Here is a 15408-nt window from a genome sequence, read left to right on the forward strand (position 1 = left end):
GCATGGGCGAAGCCGATTACAAGATCCGCATCGGCGCGGAGGTCCGAAGCCGCCTGCTCGCCAATCCGGCGGCGCTTCGGATCCCGTCGGACCGGCTCGACATCTTCATCGTCCGCGATTTCCTGACGAGAGCCGAGTGCGAGCGGCTGATCGCGATGATCGACGCCGCGCGAATCCCCTCGCAGCTTCTCGCCCCCACCGCCGATCCCGAGTTCCGAACCAGCGAGAGCTGCAATCTCGATCCGACCAACGCCTTCATCCGCTCGATTGAGGCCAAGCTGACCGGCCTGCTCGGAATCGATCCTTTCTTCGGCGAGACGATCCAGGGCCAGCGCTATGCGGTCGGCCAGCAGTTCAAGCCGCACCACGATTTCTTCTATCGCGACGAGGCCTATTGGGAGGCGATGCAGAAGACCGGCGGGCAGCGCACCTGGACGGCGATGGCCTTCCTCAACGAGCCGGACTCGGGCGGCGAGACCGCCTTTCCGCAAGCGGCGATCAAGGTCACGCCTAGAACCGGTAACCTGCTCGTCTGGAACAACATGGACGCGCGCGGCGAGCCGAACGAATATTCGCTTCACCAGGGCATGCCGGTCGCCGAAGGCGTCAAATATATCATCACCAAATGGCACCGCGAGGACATCTGGGGCTATTCCGACGTGCAGACCTATTGATCGCGCTTGCGGCGATGGGGTCGGCGACATAGAGGCGCAATACACTTCGCCTCACGACTCCAGCCCCCGGAAGATCGCTTCATGGCCGCTCGCCCCCTCATCGCCATCGCCTTGCTGCTCGCTTCTGCCGCCTGCGTGAGCCAGCCCCACTCCTCGCCGGCGCCGGCGGCGGCCAGCGCAGCGCCGCAGGGCGCCGACGCGCGCCTCGCCCGGCTCTTCCACGACAGCGACGAGGCGAGCCTTCGTCGCAACCCGCTCTCCGCCACCTTCCGCGGCGATTACCGCTACGCGGACCGCCTCGGCGACCTTTACAGCGACGCTTATTACGCCGCCGAGCGCGCCGCGGCCGAGCAGGAGCTCGCCGCCCTCCACGCCATCCCGCGCAACGCCCTGACGCCCACCAACCGGATCGCCTACGACGTCTTCCAGTGGCAGCGCAGCGAGGATCTGGCCGATCTCCAGCCTGACATGCTGGCGCTGACGGCGGTCCGTCCGATCAACCATTTCTCCGGCTTCCAGACCTTCTACCCGGTCTTCGCCTCCGGCCGCGGCGCCGCGCCGTTCCGAAACACGCTCGATTACGAGAACAACCTCAAGCGCCACGAGCAGTTCGCGGTCATCGTCGACAGGGCGATCGGCCGCTTCCGCGAAGGGCTCCAGTCGGGCGTCGTCGAAACGAAGCTGACCATCCGCAACGTGATCGAGCAGCTCGACACCCAGCTGCGCGAGACGCCCGAGGCGTCGCCTTATTACGCGCCGGTCCTGGCCTTCCCGGACGGCGTTCCGGAGGGCGATCGCGCCCGCCTGCGCGCCGCCTACCTCGCCGCCGTCCGGGATCAGATCTTCCCCGCCTACCGGCGGCTTCGCGACTTCCTCCAGACCGACTATTTGCCGCGTGCGCGCGAAGGTGTCGGCCTGAGCGCGATGCGCGGCGGCGACCGTCTCTACCAGCGGCTGATCGAGGAGAATACGACCCTCCCGCTCAGCGCCGACGAGGTCCACAATCTCGGCCTGCGCGAGGTCGCCCGAATCCGCGGCGAGATGGATTCTATCCGCCAGCAGACCCACTTCGCAGGCACGCTTGCCCAATTCTTCGAATATACCCGCACCGATCCGCGCTTCGAGCCGCGAAGCTGCGACACTCTGCGCGAGGGCTATTACGCGATCGGCCGCCGGGTCGATGCGCGGGTGCGCGAGCTCTTCTCCACTATCCCACGCTCGCATCTCGACATCCGCCAGGTCGAATCGTTCCGCGAACGGACCGAGGCCGGGGGCTCCTACAATGACGGCACCGCCGACGGCACCCGCCCCGGAGTCTTCTACTTCAACTGCTACGACCTCCCCTCGCGCCGCATCACCGGCATGGAGACCCTCTATCTCCACGAGGGCATTCCCGGGCACCATTTCCAGATCATGCTCGCGGCCGAGAACGAGGCGCTTCCGAGCTTCATGCGCTTCGGCGGCAACACCGCGTTCGTCGAGGGCTGGGCGCTTTACGCCGAGACCCTGTGGGACGAGCTCGGCATGGAAACCGATCCGATGCAGCGCTTCGGCGGGCTCAACGACGAAATGCTTCGGGCGATGCGCCTGGTCGTCGACACCGGCATCCACGCCAAGGGCTGGAGCCGCGACCAGGCGATCCAGTATATGCTCGACAATAGCGGCATGAGCCGGACCGAGGTGGTCGCCGAGGTCGAGCGCTACATCGCCATTCCCGGCCAGGCGCTCGCCTACAAGCTCGGCCAGCTCAAGATCCTCGAGCTTCGCGCCCGCGCGGAGCAGGCGCTGGGTCCCCGCTTCGACCTCAAGGATTTCCATGCGCAGGTGCTGATGACCGGCGCCCTCCCGCTGACCGTGCTCGAGCACAAGATCGACGACTGGATCGCAGCCCGGCGCTTGGGCTGAGGGTCGTTCATCCGCCATACAGCATGCCGACTACATGTGTAGTCGCTCGGGAGGACATGCCATGATCGATCGTTCGGCCTTGTTGATCGGGACCGTCCTCGCGGCGGGCGGAGTGGCTTGTGCCCAGGCGCCCGAGCCCCAGATCGTCGGCCGCCACGGCCCGCCCGGCGGGGAGGTGCCGCGGCCCGCCTTGCCCGACACCGAGGAGAACCGGCGGACGATCGTCGGCGCGCTCGCCGACGCGCTGGAGCGGAACTACGTCTTCCCGGACGTCGCCCTTCGCTACGCGCAGGCGCTTCGGACGAAGGCGGCGGCCGGCGGCTACGCCGATCTCGGCGATCGCTTCGGCGAGACGGTCACCGCCGATCTCCAGGCGATCCATGCCGACCGGCACGTCCGCTTCGGCCCGACCGGCGGCCCCGATGCCGCGGGCCCAGGTCCGCGCCGCGTGATGATGGCTCCCGGCGCGGCGGGCGCACCGCCTCCGGGCCCGGGCGGTCCGGCCCCCCGGCGCGTGATGCGCAGGCCCGATGCCTCCAGCGCGATCGGCCAGTCCGGCTGGATCGCCGACGGCGTGGCTTATATCGATATCGGCCTCTTTCCCGGCACGCCCGAGACGGTGGAGCGCTTCCGCGCCTTCCTCGAGGCGCACAAGGACGCCCGGGCCATCATCTTCGACATTCGCGGCCACCATGGCGGCGGCCTCGCCGACATGGATGCGATCTTCTCCTACATCTATCCGCGCGAAACCCTGCTGCTCGGAATGGACACGCGCACCGCCGCCGAGCGGCAGGGCGGCAACCCGATGGGCGAGAGCGGCACGATCCGCCGGGCCTCCGCTCCCGACGGGATCAGCCGCACCATGCACTATGCGATTCCCGGGCCCGACACGCCGCTCAGGCGCGCGCAGGTCTTCCTGCTGACCTCGCGCCGAAGCGGCTCGGCCGCCGAGCATTTCGCGCTCGCCCTCAAGCGGACCCACCGCGCCACCCTGATCGGCGAGACCACCGCCGGCGCCGGCCATTACGGGCGGATGGTCGATTTCGGGGGCTACGCCGCGTTCGTGCCCGTCGGCCGCACCTTCGATCCCGACAACAATTGGGATTGGGAAGGCGTCGGAGTCTCGCCCGACGTCCCGGTGCCCGCGGATCAGGCGCTCGACGAGGCGCTGAGGCGGTTGGGCGTGACGCCCGAGCAGCGGCGCCCGCTGACCTGATCCCCTCCCTGAAAGGGAGGGGCTAGGGGTGGGTGCGCGCCAGCGCCTCGGCGATCAGCTTGCGGCTGTTCGCGATCCCGTAAAGCGCGAAGAAGCTGCCCATGCGCGGCCCCTGGCTGGTGCCGAGCAGGGTCTCGTAGAGCGCCTTGAACCAGTCCCGCAGGCTCTCGAACGGGTGCGCCTTGCCGCACTCGTAGACCTCGAACTGGATCGCCTCGCCGTCGGCGTCCTCGGGCAGCGCCGCGAGCCGCGAATCGAGATCGGCCAGCGCCGAGCGCTCCATCTCGCTCGGCGGGCGATGAAGCAGCGAATCGGCGATGAAGTCGCGAAAATAAGCGAGCGCGAAGTCGAGCAGCCGGTCGAGCTCGGGATGGCTCTCGGGCGCGGCTTCGGGGCAATAGCGCTTCACGAAGCCCCACAGCAGGTCCTTGTCGTCGGTCGAGGCGACGGCGACGAGGTTGAGAAGAAGCGCGAAGCTGATCGGCATCCGGGCCGCCGGCACCTCGCCGGCATGGACGTGGTGGACCGGGTTGCCGAGGCGCTTGTCCCACTCCTGGTCCGGATAGGCGGCGAGGAACTGGTAATATTCGTCGACCGCCTTGGGGATTACGCTGAAGCTCAGCTGCTTCGCCTTCCTCGGGTCGCGGTAGATGTAGAAAGCGAGGCTCTCCTCCGGGGCGTAGGCCAGCCATTCGTCGATGGTCACGCCGTTGCCCTTGGTCTTCGAGATCTTCTCGCCATTCTCGTCGAGGAACATCTCGTAGTTGAAGCCCTCGGGCGGGCGGGCGCCGAGGATGCGCGCGATCTTCGAGCTTTGAGTGACGCTGTCGATCAAATCCTTGCCCGACATCTCGTAGTCGACGCCGAGCGCGACCCAGCGCATCGCCCAGTCGACCTTCCACTGCAGCTTGGCCCCGCCCGACAGGATCGATTGCTCGATCCGCTCGCCCTCATCCTCGAACGCCACCAACCCCTTTTCGGCGTCGAGCACCTCGATCGGCACCTGCAGCACCTTGCCGCTCTTCGGGCTGACCGGGAGCACCGGCGAATAGGTCTTGCGCCGCTCCTCGCCCAGAGTCGGCAGCATCACGTCCATGATCGCCTGGTAATTGCGCAGCACGCCCCGCAGCGCCTCGTCGAAACGGCCCGAGCGGTAGCTGTCGGACGAGGCGACGAACTCATAGTCGAAGCCGAAGCGGTCGAGGAACTGGCGCAGAAGGCCGTTATTGTGGTCGGCATAGCTCTTGTGCCCGCAGCCGAAGGGATCGGGCACACCGCACAGCGGCTGGTCGAGATGCTCGTGCATCATGTCCTGGTGCGGAACGCCGGGCGGCACCTTGCGCATCCCGTCCATGTCGTCGGAAAAGGCGATCAGCCGGCTCGGCCAGTCGACAATCTCCGAAAGCGCATGGCGGACCATCAGCGTGCGCGCCACCTCCTGGAAGGTGCCGAGGTGCGGCAGGCCCGACGGCCCGTAGCCCGTCTCGAACACGATCGCCTTGTCGCCCGGCCCGTCCGGATAGCGCTTGAGCAGCTTGCGCGCCTCTTCATAGGGCCAGGCCTTGCTGACCCCGGCGGCTTCGCGCAGGTTCCGATCGATCGTCATGGAGCGGCCTCTTCGCCGCTTCGTTGATGCGGCGCAAGGTGATATGAGGCGCTCATGACCGAGATCAGGCCCATCAGCGTGCCCCGTCCGCTCAAGCTGACGCTCGACGATTTCGCGCTGCTTCATGAGGCAGGGGCCTTCGATGCCTACAGCAAGGTGGAGCTGATAGAGGGGGTGCTCTACGCGATGACTCCGCAACAGACGCGCCACGCCTACGCCAAGACGAAGCTCGCTTTTCGTCTCTATGCGATGCTGGAGTCGCTCGGCTCGGAAATGATTCCGCTCGTTGAAGGCACGGTGGCGATGCCGCCGCGAAGTGCGCCCGAACCCGATATCGCCGTGGGCAGGTTCGAACCGGGCGCCAGCGGATATATGCCGCTCTCGGCCATTTCCCTGGTAATCGAAGTCTCCGATACCTCCTTGCGCTATGATCTCGGCAAAAAGAGGCAGCTCTATGCTCGGCACAACGTGGCCGAATATTGGGTGGTCGATCTGCGTGGCGCGCGCATTCACCAATTCTGGTCGCCGGCGGCTGGGCAATATGGCGAGAGCCGCGAGGTCTCTCTTGGCCACCCGGTGGAGAGCCTCACCATCCCCGGGCTCGCGGTTGAGACCGACAATCTGATCTAACCCGTTGCCGTTTCGTTCTATTTCGGCCTAAGCAAGCGCATGGCCTCGCTCCCTTATCCCGCGCTTCACGCGACCCATGGCGGCATCTGGATCGCCTGGGGCGACGGGCGCACGGAAGCGGTCGGCCGCGGCCAGGCGATCGCCCGCGCGGCGGAAACGCCGATGATCATGCTCAACGCGCCGCTCGTCGGCAGCCGGCTCGGCTATCCCGATCTGTCGGGCCTCGACCTGCTCGAGCTCTACGCCTTCGTCCACCCGGCGCGCTTCGCGGTTCCGACGCCCCGGGGCATCGCCCACGCCCTCGGCCTCGCCGAGCCGCAGGGCGACGACCAGGCGGCTGACTTCCTGCGCGGGGCCGCTACGGCCCTTCTCGCCACGCTGGAGACGAACTGGCCGGAGCGCGCCGGCGCCTGGGCCTCGGCGCAGGCCCTCCATCGCCTGCGCTGGCCGTGGGCCGCCGCCGTCGCCCCGCGGCTCAAGAGACCGGAGCGGGACGAGCCATGGCTCTTCTCGAAATTGCCCGAATGGGAGGAAGGCGGCGGCCGCCCGCAACCGCGAGCGATTCGAATCGACCTCGCCGAAACCTCGGACCGGCTCGAACAACTGGTCGGCGAGGGCGCCGAGGCGCGTCAGGGCCAGCGCGATTACGCCGCCGCCGCCGCCGCCGTCTTCGCCCCCCGGGCGCAGGAGGACCGGCCCAACATCCTCCTCGCCGAAGCCGGCACCGGGATCGGCAAGACATTGGGCTATCTCGCCCCCGCCTCGCTCTGGGCCGAGAAGGCCGACGGCGCGGTGTGGATCTCGACCTTCACCAAGGCGCTCCAGCGCCAGCTCGACCGCGAGGGCGCCCGCCTCTTCCCCGACGCCGCCCAGCGCAAGGCGAAGATCGTCGTGCGCAAGGGCCGCGAGAATTATCTCTGCCTGCTCAATCTGGAGGACGCGCTTCAGGGCGGCTTCGCCGGCCGCGCGGCGATCCTCGCCCAGCTCGTCGCCCGCTGGGCCGCCTACAGCAAGGACGGCGACATGGTCGGCGGCGACCTTCCGGGCTGGCTGACCTCGCTCTTCCGCCGCGCCGGCGCGACGGCTCTGACCGACCGGCGCGGCGAATGCGTCTATGCCGGCTGCCCGCACTATCGCCGCTGCTTCATCGAGCGCGCCTCGCGGGCGAGCCAGGACGCCGACCTGGTCATCGCCAACCACGCGCTGGTCATGGTCAACGCCGCGCGCGGCCGCGAGGAGGGACGGGCGCCGACCCGGATCGTGTTCGACGAGGGCCATCATCTGTTCGACGCCGCCGATTCGACCTTCGCCGCCGCCTTCACCGGCCAGGAGGCGATCGAGCTTCGCCGCTGGATCGTCGGCCCGGAAGGGAAGAGCCGAGGCCGCCGCCGGGGCCTCTCGGCCCGCCTGATGGACGTCGCCTCCTATGACGAGGCCGGATCGCTCGCGCTCGACACCGCGGTGCAGATGGCCGGAGCGCTCCCCGGCGATTCCTGGCTTCAGCGGATCGCCGAGGGCCAGCCCTTCGGCCCGATCGAGGCCCTGCTCGCGGCGGTGCGCGGCTCGGTCTACGCCCGCGCCACCGCGCAGGACGCGGGCTACGGCCTGGAGACCGAGCTGGCCGAGCCCGATCCCGCTCTGGTCGAGGCCGCCGCGCCCGCGCTCGAGGCGCTCGAATCCCTGCTCCGCCCCCTGGTCGCGCTCGGCAAGAGGCTCGAGGCGGTGATCGAGGACGCCCCCGACTGGCTCGATCCGCAGGCCCGCGCCCGGGTCGAAGGCGCCATCGGCGGCCTCGCCTGGCGGGTTCAGACGCTCCAGGCCTGGATCGCGCTGACGGCTCGGATCGGCGGCCCGGCCGATCCCGATTTCGTAGACTGGCTCGCGGTCGAGCGGGTCGAGGGGCGCGAATATGATCTCGGCCTCCACCGTCATTGGCTCGATCCCACCCGCCCGCTCGCCGAGGCGGTGCTCAAGCCCGCCCACGGCGTGCTCGTCACTTCCGCGACCCTGCGCGGCGGCGAGAGCGACTGGGCCGCCGCCGAGGCGCGCACCGGCGCGCGCCACCTCGGCAATGCCGCCGGCCGCTTCGAGGCGGCGAGCCCGTTCGATTATGCCGCCAATTCGGAGGTGCTGGTCGTCACCGACGTCAAAAAGGGCGATCTGCCCTCTTTGGCCGGCGCCTATGCCCGGCTGATCGAGGCGGCCGAGGGCGGAACGCTCGGCCTGTTCACCGCCATCCAGCGGCTCAAGGCCGTCAACGCCCGAATCGCCGACCGCCTGGCGCGCGCGGGCCTTCCGCTCTACGCCCAGCACGTCGATCCGATCGACACCGGCACGTTGGTCGACATCTTCCGCGACGATCCGCATGCGAGCCTGCTCGGCACGGACGCGCTTCGCGACGGAGTCGACGTGCCCGGCCATTCGCTTCGGCTGGTGGTGATGGAGGGCGTTCCCTGGCCCCGGCCCGACGTGCTTCATGCCGCTCGGCGGGCGGCGAACGGCGGCACCGCCTATGACGACCGGGTGGTGCGCGCCCGCCTCGCCCAGGCGTTCGGCCGGCTGATCCGCCGGCAGGTCGATCGCGGCCTGTTCGTTCTCCTCTCCGCGGCGACTCCGAGCCGCCTGCTCACCGCCTTCCCGCCCGGCGTTCGCGTGACCCGCCTGCCGCTCGCCGAAGCGGTCGATCGGGTGCGCGCCCGGCTTTCCAGCGGCGGCACGCTCGGGCATGAAAGCCTTGGAGATATTGCCGAAAGAATCGAATGAAGCTGCTCAGCCTGCTGCGTCACGCCAAGTCCGACTGGCACGATTCCTCGCTGACCGATTTCGCCCGGCCGTTGAACGGCAGGGGCCGCGAGGCGGCGCGGCGGATGGGGCGCGAGATGCGCACGCTCGGCCTCGCCTGGGATCGCATCCTCGCCTCCCCCGCCGCCCGGGTGACCGAAACTCTCGCCGGCCTCGAAGAGAGCCTGGGCTCCCTCCAGGTCCATTATGACGAGCGCATCTACCTCGCCTCGACCGAAACCCTGCTGCAGATCGTCCGCGAGGCCGGGGAACCGCACCGCAGCCTGCTCCTCGTCGGCCACAATCCGGGCATGGAGCGCCTCGCCTTGCTGCTCAGCCGCGGCGGCAAGCTCCACGACGAGGTCGCCGAAAGATATCCGACGGGGGCGCTGGCGGAGATCGCGCTACCGATCGAGCATTGGCGCGACGCGGGCGACGGGGCGGGAACGCTGGAGCGGTTTCTAAGGCCGAGGGACCTTCGGTGATGCGCAGCGACCGCGAAACGGCGAAAGCGATCGCCCGGCTTCAAGCACTGATCGACGAGGGCAGGAATTCACCGCCAAGCGATCGAACGATCGAGTAGATCATCGTAGAGTCTCAGGGCTGTATCGGCGCTCCAGCCACCTATTCAGCCGAAGGCGATGGGGAGGAAAAATCGAGCTAATCCTCACTCCCGCCGCAACGTCCGCAAGGATGCGGGGGAGCCCGCCCGACGCCCCTCAGGCGACGAGCCGCCGCGGCGGCGGAATGGTCCTGCCCATCTCCCGCGCTGCCTCGATCCAGCAGCTGATCGCGTCGAGGACGTTTTCGAGGGCCTCTTGCGGAGTCTCGCCGTCGGATTTGCAGCCGGGCAGCTCCGGCACGGTAGCCAGGTAACCGCCGCCCTCTTCATTCGATAACGGGCGAATGCGAATTTCGTAATCCTGCGCGCTCATCCGCTCCCTCTTGCCATGACGGCGTCGACGAACCTGACCAGATCGGCGACATAGACCGGCTTGATTGGCCGATGGGCGGGAATGGTCAGGATATCCGCCTGGCTTCCATGCTTCACCTTGTAATGTGACCCTTTTCGCGGTGCCGTGCAAGCAATGCCGAAGGCCGCGCAGACCGCGATGACATCCTCGATCCGCCAATCGCGGTGATTCGCGCGCATGCGCTCTAACAGCTTTTCCCCTCGCGCCATTTCGTCTGTCTATTAAGAATAGGAAGTGCGGCCGCCTAGCCGCCGCTCTCCGCCAGCGCGTCTACGAGCAGGTCGCGGATGGCGCGCAGCTCCCCGATGGCAAGCGCCGGGACCTGCGCGGCGGACGCCGGCGCCAGCGCTGCAGCGGACATCACCTCGGGGGCCTCCTCCGCATCCCCCTTGCGCAGCACCTGCTGCACGCCGCGGATCGTATAGCCTTCCTGGTTGAGCAGGCGGTGGATTCGCTTGGCCAGCGCGACGTCGTCGGGGCGGTAGTAGCGGCGGTTGCCGGCGCGCTGCAGCGGCTTCAGTTGGGGAAAGCGGGTCTCCCAATAGCGCAATATGTGCTGCGGGACTCCGAGGTCGGCCGCAAGCTCCCCGATCGTTCGGAAGGCGAGGTCGCTCTTGCGGCTGGGCTGCGCCATGCCGCCCTTATCCGGCGCGGGCGATCCGCTCGCGCATGATCTGGCTGGCGCGGAAGGTGAGCACTCGGCGCGGCGCGATCGGCACCTCGACCCCGGTCTTGGGATTGCGCCCGACCCGCTCGCCCTTGTCGCGCAGGATGAAGCTTCCGAAGCCGGAAATCTTGACGTTCTGCCCATCGGCCAGCGAGGCGCACATATGGTGGAGAATGCCCTCGACGATGCCCGCCGATTCGGCGCGCGACAGTCCGATCTCGCGATGGACGATGTCGGCGAGGTCGGCTCGGGTGAGTGTGCCCACGGACGGCTTCCTTATCGTACCTGCGTCGGCCATCGAGTCTTTCCCCCTCTCAACCGAGAAAGTGGAACACTAATCGACCTTTAGGCCCAGCACAACCGCATCCGTGCAGGAGTGTGGCGACTTTGTTGCGGGACCGCAACCAAAGGGCTCGTGGCCGGGCACGAATCCTAATAGCGCACCAAGGCCGCGCCCCAGGTGAAGCCGCCGCCCATCGCCTCGAGCATGATGAGGTCGCCCTTCCTGATCCGCCCGTCGCGGACCGCGGTGTCGAGCGCCAGCGGTACCGAGGCCGCGGAGGTATTGGCGTGCTGGTCGACGGTGACCACCACCTTGGCGGGGTCGAGCCCCAGTTTCCGTGCGGTGGCGTCGAGGATCCGCTTGTTCGCCTGGTGCGGCACGACCCAGTCGATCTCCTCGACCCGGTGGCCGGCCGCTTCGAGCGTCTCCCCGAGCACCGCGGCGAGGTTGACGACCGCGTGACGGAAGACCTCCTTGCCCTTCATGCGGAGCTTTCCGACCGTTCCGGTGGTCGAGACTCCGCCGTCGACGAAGAGCAGGTCGTTGTGCCGCCCGTCGGCGTGGAGCCTGGTCGCGAGGATTCCGACGTCAGCGCCTTCGGCGGCCTTCAGCACCACGGCGCCGGCGCCGTCGCCGAAGAGGACGCAGGTCGCCCGATCCTCCCAGTCGAGGATCCGGCTGAACGTCTCCGATCCGATCACCAGCGCATAATCGGCCATCCCGCCCTTCACCATATTGTCGGCGACCGAGAGCGCGTAGAGGAAGCCGGTGCAGACGGCGGCGACGTCGAAGGCGATGCAATCGTCGATTCCGAGCGCGGTCTGGACGATGGTCGCGCTGGCGGGAAAGGTCTGGTCGGGAGTCGCGGTGGCCAGCACGATCAGGCCGATCTGTTGCGGCTCGATTCCCGCTGCCGCGAGCGCCTTCTTCGCCGCCTCGGTCGCCAAAGTCGCGGTCGTCTCGCCGTCGGCGGCGATGTGGCGGGCCTCGATTCCGGTGCGCTCGACGATCCATTCGTGAGTCGTGTCGACGCGCTCGACCAGCTCCTGGTTGGTCACCCGGCGCGGCGGTAGCGCAGAGCCCGTGCCGACGATCGTCGAGCGCCTCATTTCGCGGCTGCCAGCTCGGCGCTTCGGGCGGAGATGTTGGCGAGGTCCTCGGAGATCTTGCGGGTCAGATCCTCGCGCACCATCCGCGCCGCGACCCGGATCGCATTGGCCGCGCCGCGGTCGGTCGCGCTTCCGTGGCTCTTCACGACGAGCCCGTTGAGGCCGAGGAAGACCGCGCCGTTGTGGTTGTTGGGATCGAGATGGTGGCGAAGCAGCTCGGTCGCCGGGCGCGAGATCAGGAATCCGATCTTCGAGCGCACCGAGGAGGTGAAGGCGCGCCGCAGAAGGTCGGTCACGAAGCGCGCCGTGCCCTCCAGCGACTTGAGCGCGATATTGCCGGAGAAGCCGTCCGTGACGATCACGTCGACGTCGCCGCGCGACAGCTTGTCGCCCTCGATGAAGCCGTCGAAGCGCATGTGGAGATGCTCGGAGCCGCGAAGGATCGCCGCGGCCGCCTTGAGCTCGTCCGTGCCCTTCAATTCCTCGGTGCCGATGTTCAAAAGCTGCACCCGCGGCCGATCGAGCTCGAGCACGACCTGGGCGTAGACCGCGCCCATCACCGCGAACTGGACGAGGTTGTCCGCGTCGCATTCGGTGTTGGCGCCGAGATCGAGCATGACGACGTCGTTGTCGCCCAGCGTCGGAAGCAAGGCGGCGAGCGCCGGGCGGTGGATTCCGGGCATGGTGCGGAGCGCGAGCTTGGCCATGGCCATCAGCGCCCCGGTATTGCCGCCGGAGACGCAGGCATGGGCCTCGCCCTCCTTCACCGCGGCGATCGCCCGGCCCATGGAGGTCGTCTTGGCGCGGCGGATCGCCTGGCTCGGCTTGTCGTCGCCGGAGATGACGTCGGCGCAGTGGACGACGTCGGAGACCGCGGCGAGCGCCGGGCGGTTCGCGAGCTCGCCGCGAATCGCCGCCTCGTCGCCGAACAGCAGGAAGGAAAGGTCGTCGCGGCGCTCATGGGCGAGCGCGGCGCCGGCGATCATCACCGCGGCGCCGGCATCGCCACCCATCGCGTCGATTGCGATCCGCGGCGCGCTCCCCACTTTCCGCTTCTCCCGTCGTTAGGTGACCGGAGCGTCCTACGCCTTCTCGGAGAGGATTTCACGGCCCTTGTAATGGCCGCAGCTGGCGCAGACGTTGTGCGGCAGGCGAAGCTCGCCGCAATTCGGGCACTCCTGAAATTGCGGGTTTTTGAGAGCGTCGTGGCTGCGGCGCATGTTGCGCTTGGACGGCGATGTTTTTCTCTTGGGGACGGCCATCGTGGCACCTGTTCCATTTTCTCGAAGTTCGGATCATCGATCGCAGGGCGAAGGGGTCAACGGCCGCCGGGCCGCTGGCCTTCTGGCCTTTGCTCTCGCGTGAAGGGAGCGGCCTATAGCGAAATCGCGCGCGGTTGCAAGCGGCGCGGCGCCGTGCGAACGCTCGTCGGACACGAGGGGAGGGACCCGATGATCCTGCCGATCACGATGACGCTCGCGGGCGCGTCCGCATTGCTCACCATCTGGCTCGCAGCGCGGGTCTCGCGCGTGCGGCGTCAGTATAAGGTCAGCGTCGGCGACGGCGGCAACGAGGCGCTCCTTCGCCGAATCCGCGCCCACGGCAATTATATCGAAACGATGCCGCTCACGATCATCCTCGTCGGCCTGATCGAGCTTGCCGGCGGCGACGGGCGGATCCTGTGGGCGGCGGCGATCCTCTACATCCTCTCCCGGATCCTGCACGCCTTCGGAATGGACGGCGATCACCGCCTGCGCCTGCGCGTGATCGGCATGTCGGGAAGCACGCTCGTCCTCGTCGGCCTCGCCGGCTGGTCCTTGTCCTACGCCTACCGCCAGCCGCCCGCGGCCTCGGTCCACGAGATGCGGATCGGCCCCGGCCGGACGGCGTCGCGCTAGTCCCCTTTTTCGTCATTGCGAGGGCCCCGGCGAAAGCCGGGGGCCGCGGCAATCCAGCGGGCCCCTGAGTCAACACTGGATTGTTTCGCTCCGCTCGCAATGACGGTGTAGGCTCAGCCCCGCGCCAGCACCCGGTCGGCGACGAACGGGTTGGTCTGCCGCTCGCGCCCGAAGGTCGACATCGGCCCGTGGCCCGGCACGAACGCCGTGTCGTCGCCGAGCGGCCACAGGCGCGAGGTGATCGCGTCGATCAGATCCTGGTGGTTGCCCATCGGAAAGTCGGTCCGCCCGATCGAGCCCTGGAACAGGACGTCGCCGACGATCGCCAGCTTGGACGGCGGGTGGTGGAAGACGACGTGCCCCGGCGTGTGCCCCGGGCAGTGATAGACGTCGAGCGTGAGCTCGCCGACCGTCACCCGGTCCCCGTCGACCAGCCAGCGGTCGCTTTCGAAGCTCTTCCCCGTAATCCCGTAATTGCGCCCGTCATCCTCGAGCCTGGCGATCCAGAAGCGGTCGTCCTCGTGCGGCCCCTCGATCTTCACGCCGAGCTCGTCGGCGAGGATCTTGGCCGAACCGCAATGGTCGATATGGCCGTGGGTCAGCAGGATCTTCTCGATCGTGACTTGGTGCTGCGCCGCCGCCGCCTTGAGCCGGTCGAGGTCGCCGCCCGGATCGGTGAAGGCGCCGCGCATCGTCGCGGTGCACCAGATCAGGCAGCAATTCTGCTGCAGCGGCGTGACGGGCAGGATCGCGACCTTCATCGGCGGGTTGGGAGCCATGACCGAGCCAATGCCCTTGGCGTTCCCTGGTTGCAAGCTAAGGTGTCGCCGATGGAGCTGACCCGCCGCGAAGCGCTCGCCGCCGCCTTTGTGCCGCTCCTCCCGGCCGCGCCCACGCCCAGCTACGCCGCGGCCGCCGAGCCCGACTATGACGTCCCCTACGTCCCCACCCCGCCCGAACTGGTCGAGGCCATGCTCGATCTCGCCGGCGTGGCGCGCGGCGACTATCTCATCGACCTCGGCTGCGGCGACGGGAGGATCGCCATCGCCGCCGCCCGCCGCGGCGCCCGCGCCCTCGGAGTCGACATCGATCCCTCGCGCATCGAGGCCGCCAACCTCGCCCTCAGCCTCGCCAATCTCGAAGGCGCCAACGTCCGCTTCCGCCGCCAGGACCTCTTCGCCACCCCGATCCGCGAGGCGAGCGTCATCGCCCTCTACCTCCTGCCGGCCATCAACCTGCGCTTGCGCCCGCGCCTCCTCACCGAGCTTCGCCCCGGCGCCCGGATCGTCTCCCACGCCTTCGACATGGGCGAATGGCGCCCCGAGGCCGAAGAGCGCCACGACGGCCGCCGCATCCTGCTCTGGCGGGTTCCCGCGGTGGCCGGCGGACGCTGGGCGCTGCGCGAGGCGGACGGCACGGCCTGGGCGCTGGATCTCGACCAGCGCTTCCAGGACGTGACGGGGACGATGAGCGGGCAAGGGCGGGTGGTGGAGGTGGAAGGCACCCTGACGGGAACCGCCCTCGCCTTCACCGCCGGCGATCGCCGCTTCGAGGGTGTGGTCGGCGGCGCCAGCATGGAGGGCGAAGGCTGGCGCGCCACCCGCGCCCAATAATTTTCGTCTTTTGAACCAGAAGGGCTTGCAATGTAGGATTTCGTTCTATTTA

Annotated in this window: 17 protein-coding genes; 8 read left to right on the plus strand and 9 right to left on the minus strand. The window is 68.4% G+C overall.

The window, feature by feature from the left end; genetic code table 11:
- Positions 1-2 precede the first annotated feature (2 nt).
- The 3 genes from E6G92_12775 to E6G92_12785 all read left to right on the plus strand — a co-directional run bounded on the left by E6G92_12775 (position 3) and on the right by E6G92_12785 (position 3795).
- The gene (locus E6G92_12775; protein TMJ20565.1) at positions 3-674 is read left to right on the plus strand and encodes a 2OG-Fe(II) oxygenase; all 672 of its coding nucleotides are present in this window, start codon (positions 3-5) and stop codon (positions 672-674) included.
- A gap of 81 nt (positions 675-755) precedes the next feature.
- Positions 756-2579: a DUF885 domain-containing protein gene (locus E6G92_12780; GenBank protein TMJ20566.1), complete on the plus strand. Its 1824-nt coding sequence runs from the start codon at positions 756-758 to the stop codon at positions 2577-2579.
- Positions 2580-2613: 34 nt separating this feature from the next.
- Positions 2614-3795, plus strand: coding sequence for a S41 family peptidase (locus tag E6G92_12785; GenBank protein TMJ20567.1), 1182 nt, complete (start codon positions 2614-2616; stop codon positions 3793-3795).
- A gap of 22 nt (positions 3796-3817) precedes the next feature.
- On the opposite strand, the gene E6G92_12790 is transcribed toward E6G92_12785, so the two are convergent.
- Positions 3818-5401 carry a lysine--tRNA ligase gene (locus E6G92_12790; protein ID TMJ20568.1) on the minus strand — a complete coding sequence of 528 codons (1584 nt, stop codon included), beginning with the start codon at positions 5399-5401 and terminating at the stop codon, positions 3818-3820.
- Between the two features lie 54 nt (positions 5402-5455).
- Here E6G92_12790 and E6G92_12795 point away from each other — a divergent pair, with 54 nt between their 5' ends.
- The 3 genes from E6G92_12795 to E6G92_12805 are packed head-to-tail and all read left to right on the plus strand — an operon-like array spanning position 5456 to position 9297.
- A complete protein-coding gene (locus E6G92_12795; protein ID TMJ20569.1) occupies positions 5456-6031 on the plus strand; it encodes a Uma2 family endonuclease in 576 nt (191 codons plus the stop codon).
- Positions 6032-6070: 39 nt separating this feature from the next.
- Positions 6071-8794, plus strand: coding sequence for an ATP-dependent DNA helicase (locus E6G92_12800; GenBank protein ID TMJ20570.1), 2724 nt, complete (start codon positions 6071-6073; stop codon positions 8792-8794).
- Positions 8791-9297 (plus strand): histidine phosphatase family protein, encoded by a 507-nt coding sequence (locus E6G92_12805; protein TMJ20571.1) that lies wholly within the window; start codon positions 8791-8793, stop codon positions 9295-9297. Before E6G92_12800 ends, E6G92_12805 begins: the two co-directional genes overlap by 4 nt.
- A gap of 234 nt (positions 9298-9531) precedes the next feature.
- On the opposite strand, the gene E6G92_12810 is transcribed toward E6G92_12805, so the two are convergent.
- The 7 genes from E6G92_12810 to rpmF all read right to left on the minus strand — a co-directional run bounded on the left by E6G92_12810 (position 9532) and on the right by rpmF (position 13107).
- Positions 9532-9747 carry a type II toxin-antitoxin system HicB family antitoxin gene (locus tag E6G92_12810; GenBank protein ID TMJ20572.1) on the minus strand — a complete coding sequence of 72 codons (216 nt, stop codon included), beginning with the start codon at positions 9745-9747 and terminating at the stop codon, positions 9532-9534.
- Positions 9744-9995 carry an addiction module toxin, HicA family gene (locus E6G92_12815; GenBank protein TMJ20573.1) on the minus strand — a complete coding sequence of 84 codons (252 nt, stop codon included), beginning with the start codon at positions 9993-9995 and terminating at the stop codon, positions 9744-9746. The genes E6G92_12810 and E6G92_12815 overlap by 4 nt, the downstream gene beginning before the upstream one ends.
- Before the next feature lie 35 nt (positions 9996-10030).
- Positions 10031-10420, minus strand: a complete 390-nt coding sequence (locus tag E6G92_12820) for a MerR family transcriptional regulator (GenBank protein TMJ20574.1) — start codon at positions 10418-10420, stop codon at positions 10031-10033.
- Between the two features lie 7 nt (positions 10421-10427).
- Complete coding sequence (locus tag E6G92_12825; protein TMJ20575.1) at positions 10428-10751, minus strand: integration host factor subunit alpha; 324 nt, start codon at positions 10749-10751, stop codon at positions 10428-10430.
- Between the two features lie 134 nt (positions 10752-10885).
- A complete protein-coding gene (locus E6G92_12830) occupies positions 10886-11845 on the minus strand; it encodes a ketoacyl-ACP synthase III (protein TMJ20576.1) in 960 nt (319 codons plus the stop codon).
- The gene (plsX, locus tag E6G92_12835) at positions 11842-12891 is read right to left on the minus strand and encodes a phosphate acyltransferase PlsX (GenBank protein TMJ20577.1); all 1050 of its coding nucleotides are present in this window, start codon (positions 12889-12891) and stop codon (positions 11842-11844) included. Before plsX ends, E6G92_12830 begins: the two co-directional genes overlap by 4 nt.
- A 36-nt stretch (positions 12892-12927) precedes the next feature.
- Entirely contained in the window at positions 12928-13107 is a 180-nt protein-coding gene (gene rpmF, locus E6G92_12840) for a 50S ribosomal protein L32 (GenBank protein TMJ20578.1), read from the minus strand.
- Positions 13108-13296: 189 nt separating this feature from the next.
- Here rpmF and E6G92_12845 point away from each other — a divergent pair, with 189 nt between their 5' ends.
- Complete coding sequence (locus E6G92_12845; GenBank protein ID TMJ20579.1) at positions 13297-13743, plus strand: MAPEG family protein; 447 nt, start codon at positions 13297-13299, stop codon at positions 13741-13743.
- A gap of 113 nt (positions 13744-13856) precedes the next feature.
- Here the strand turns inward: E6G92_12845 and E6G92_12850 are convergent, their stop codons facing one another.
- Complete coding sequence (locus E6G92_12850) at positions 13857-14522, minus strand: MBL fold metallo-hydrolase (protein ID TMJ20580.1); 666 nt, start codon at positions 14520-14522, stop codon at positions 13857-13859.
- Positions 14523-14573: 51 nt separating this feature from the next.
- Here E6G92_12850 and E6G92_12855 point away from each other — a divergent pair, with 51 nt between their 5' ends.
- A complete protein-coding gene (locus E6G92_12855) occupies positions 14574-15356 on the plus strand; it encodes a class I SAM-dependent methyltransferase (protein TMJ20581.1) in 783 nt (260 codons plus the stop codon).
- Positions 15357-15408: the final 52 nt, after the last annotated feature.

It is taken from the genome of Alphaproteobacteria bacterium (genome assembly GCA_005883305.1).
Taxonomy (GTDB): domain Bacteria; phylum Pseudomonadota; class Alphaproteobacteria; order Sphingomonadales; family Sphingomonadaceae; genus Allosphingosinicella.

Coding starts and splice junctions, on each gene's coding strand:
- E6G92_12780 (TMJ20566.1), top strand. CDS start 756: ATGGCCGCTCGCCCCCTCATCGCCATCGCCTTGCTGCTCGCTTCTGCC.
- E6G92_12810 (TMJ20572.1), bottom strand. CDS start 9,747: ATGAGCGCGCAGGATTACGAAATTCGCATTCGCCCGTTATCGAATGAA.
- E6G92_12845 (TMJ20579.1), top strand. CDS start 13,297: ATGATCCTGCCGATCACGATGACGCTCGCGGGCGCGTCCGCATTGCTC.
- E6G92_12805 (TMJ20571.1), top strand. CDS start 8,791: ATGAAGCTGCTCAGCCTGCTGCGTCACGCCAAGTCCGACTGGCACGAT.
- E6G92_12825 (TMJ20575.1), bottom strand. CDS start 10,751: ATGGCCGACGCAGGTACGATAAGGAAGCCGTCCGTGGGCACACTCACC.
- E6G92_12850 (TMJ20580.1), bottom strand. CDS start 14,522: ATGGCTCCCAACCCGCCGATGAAGGTCGCGATCCTGCCCGTCACGCCG.
- E6G92_12820 (TMJ20574.1), bottom strand. CDS start 10,420: ATGGCGCAGCCCAGCCGCAAGAGCGACCTCGCCTTCCGAACGATCGGG.
- E6G92_12815 (TMJ20573.1), bottom strand. CDS start 9,995: ATGGCGCGAGGGGAAAAGCTGTTAGAGCGCATGCGCGCGAATCACCGC.
- E6G92_12855 (TMJ20581.1), top strand. CDS start 14,574: ATGGAGCTGACCCGCCGCGAAGCGCTCGCCGCCGCCTTTGTGCCGCTC.
- E6G92_12785 (TMJ20567.1), top strand. CDS start 2,614: ATGTGTAGTCGCTCGGGAGGACATGCCATGATCGATCGTTCGGCCTTG.
- E6G92_12790 (TMJ20568.1), bottom strand. CDS start 5,401: ATGACGATCGATCGGAACCTGCGCGAAGCCGCCGGGGTCAGCAAGGCC.
- E6G92_12830 (TMJ20576.1), bottom strand. CDS start 11,845: ATGAGGCGCTCGACGATCGTCGGCACGGGCTCTGCGCTACCGCCGCGC.
- E6G92_12795 (TMJ20569.1), top strand. CDS start 5,456: ATGACCGAGATCAGGCCCATCAGCGTGCCCCGTCCGCTCAAGCTGACG.
- E6G92_12775 (TMJ20565.1), top strand. CDS start 3: ATGGGCGAAGCCGATTACAAGATCCGCATCGGCGCGGAGGTCCGAAGC.
- rpmF (TMJ20578.1), bottom strand. CDS start 13,107: ATGGCCGTCCCCAAGAGAAAAACATCGCCGTCCAAGCGCAACATGCGC.
- E6G92_12800 (TMJ20570.1), top strand. CDS start 6,071: ATGGCCTCGCTCCCTTATCCCGCGCTTCACGCGACCCATGGCGGCATC.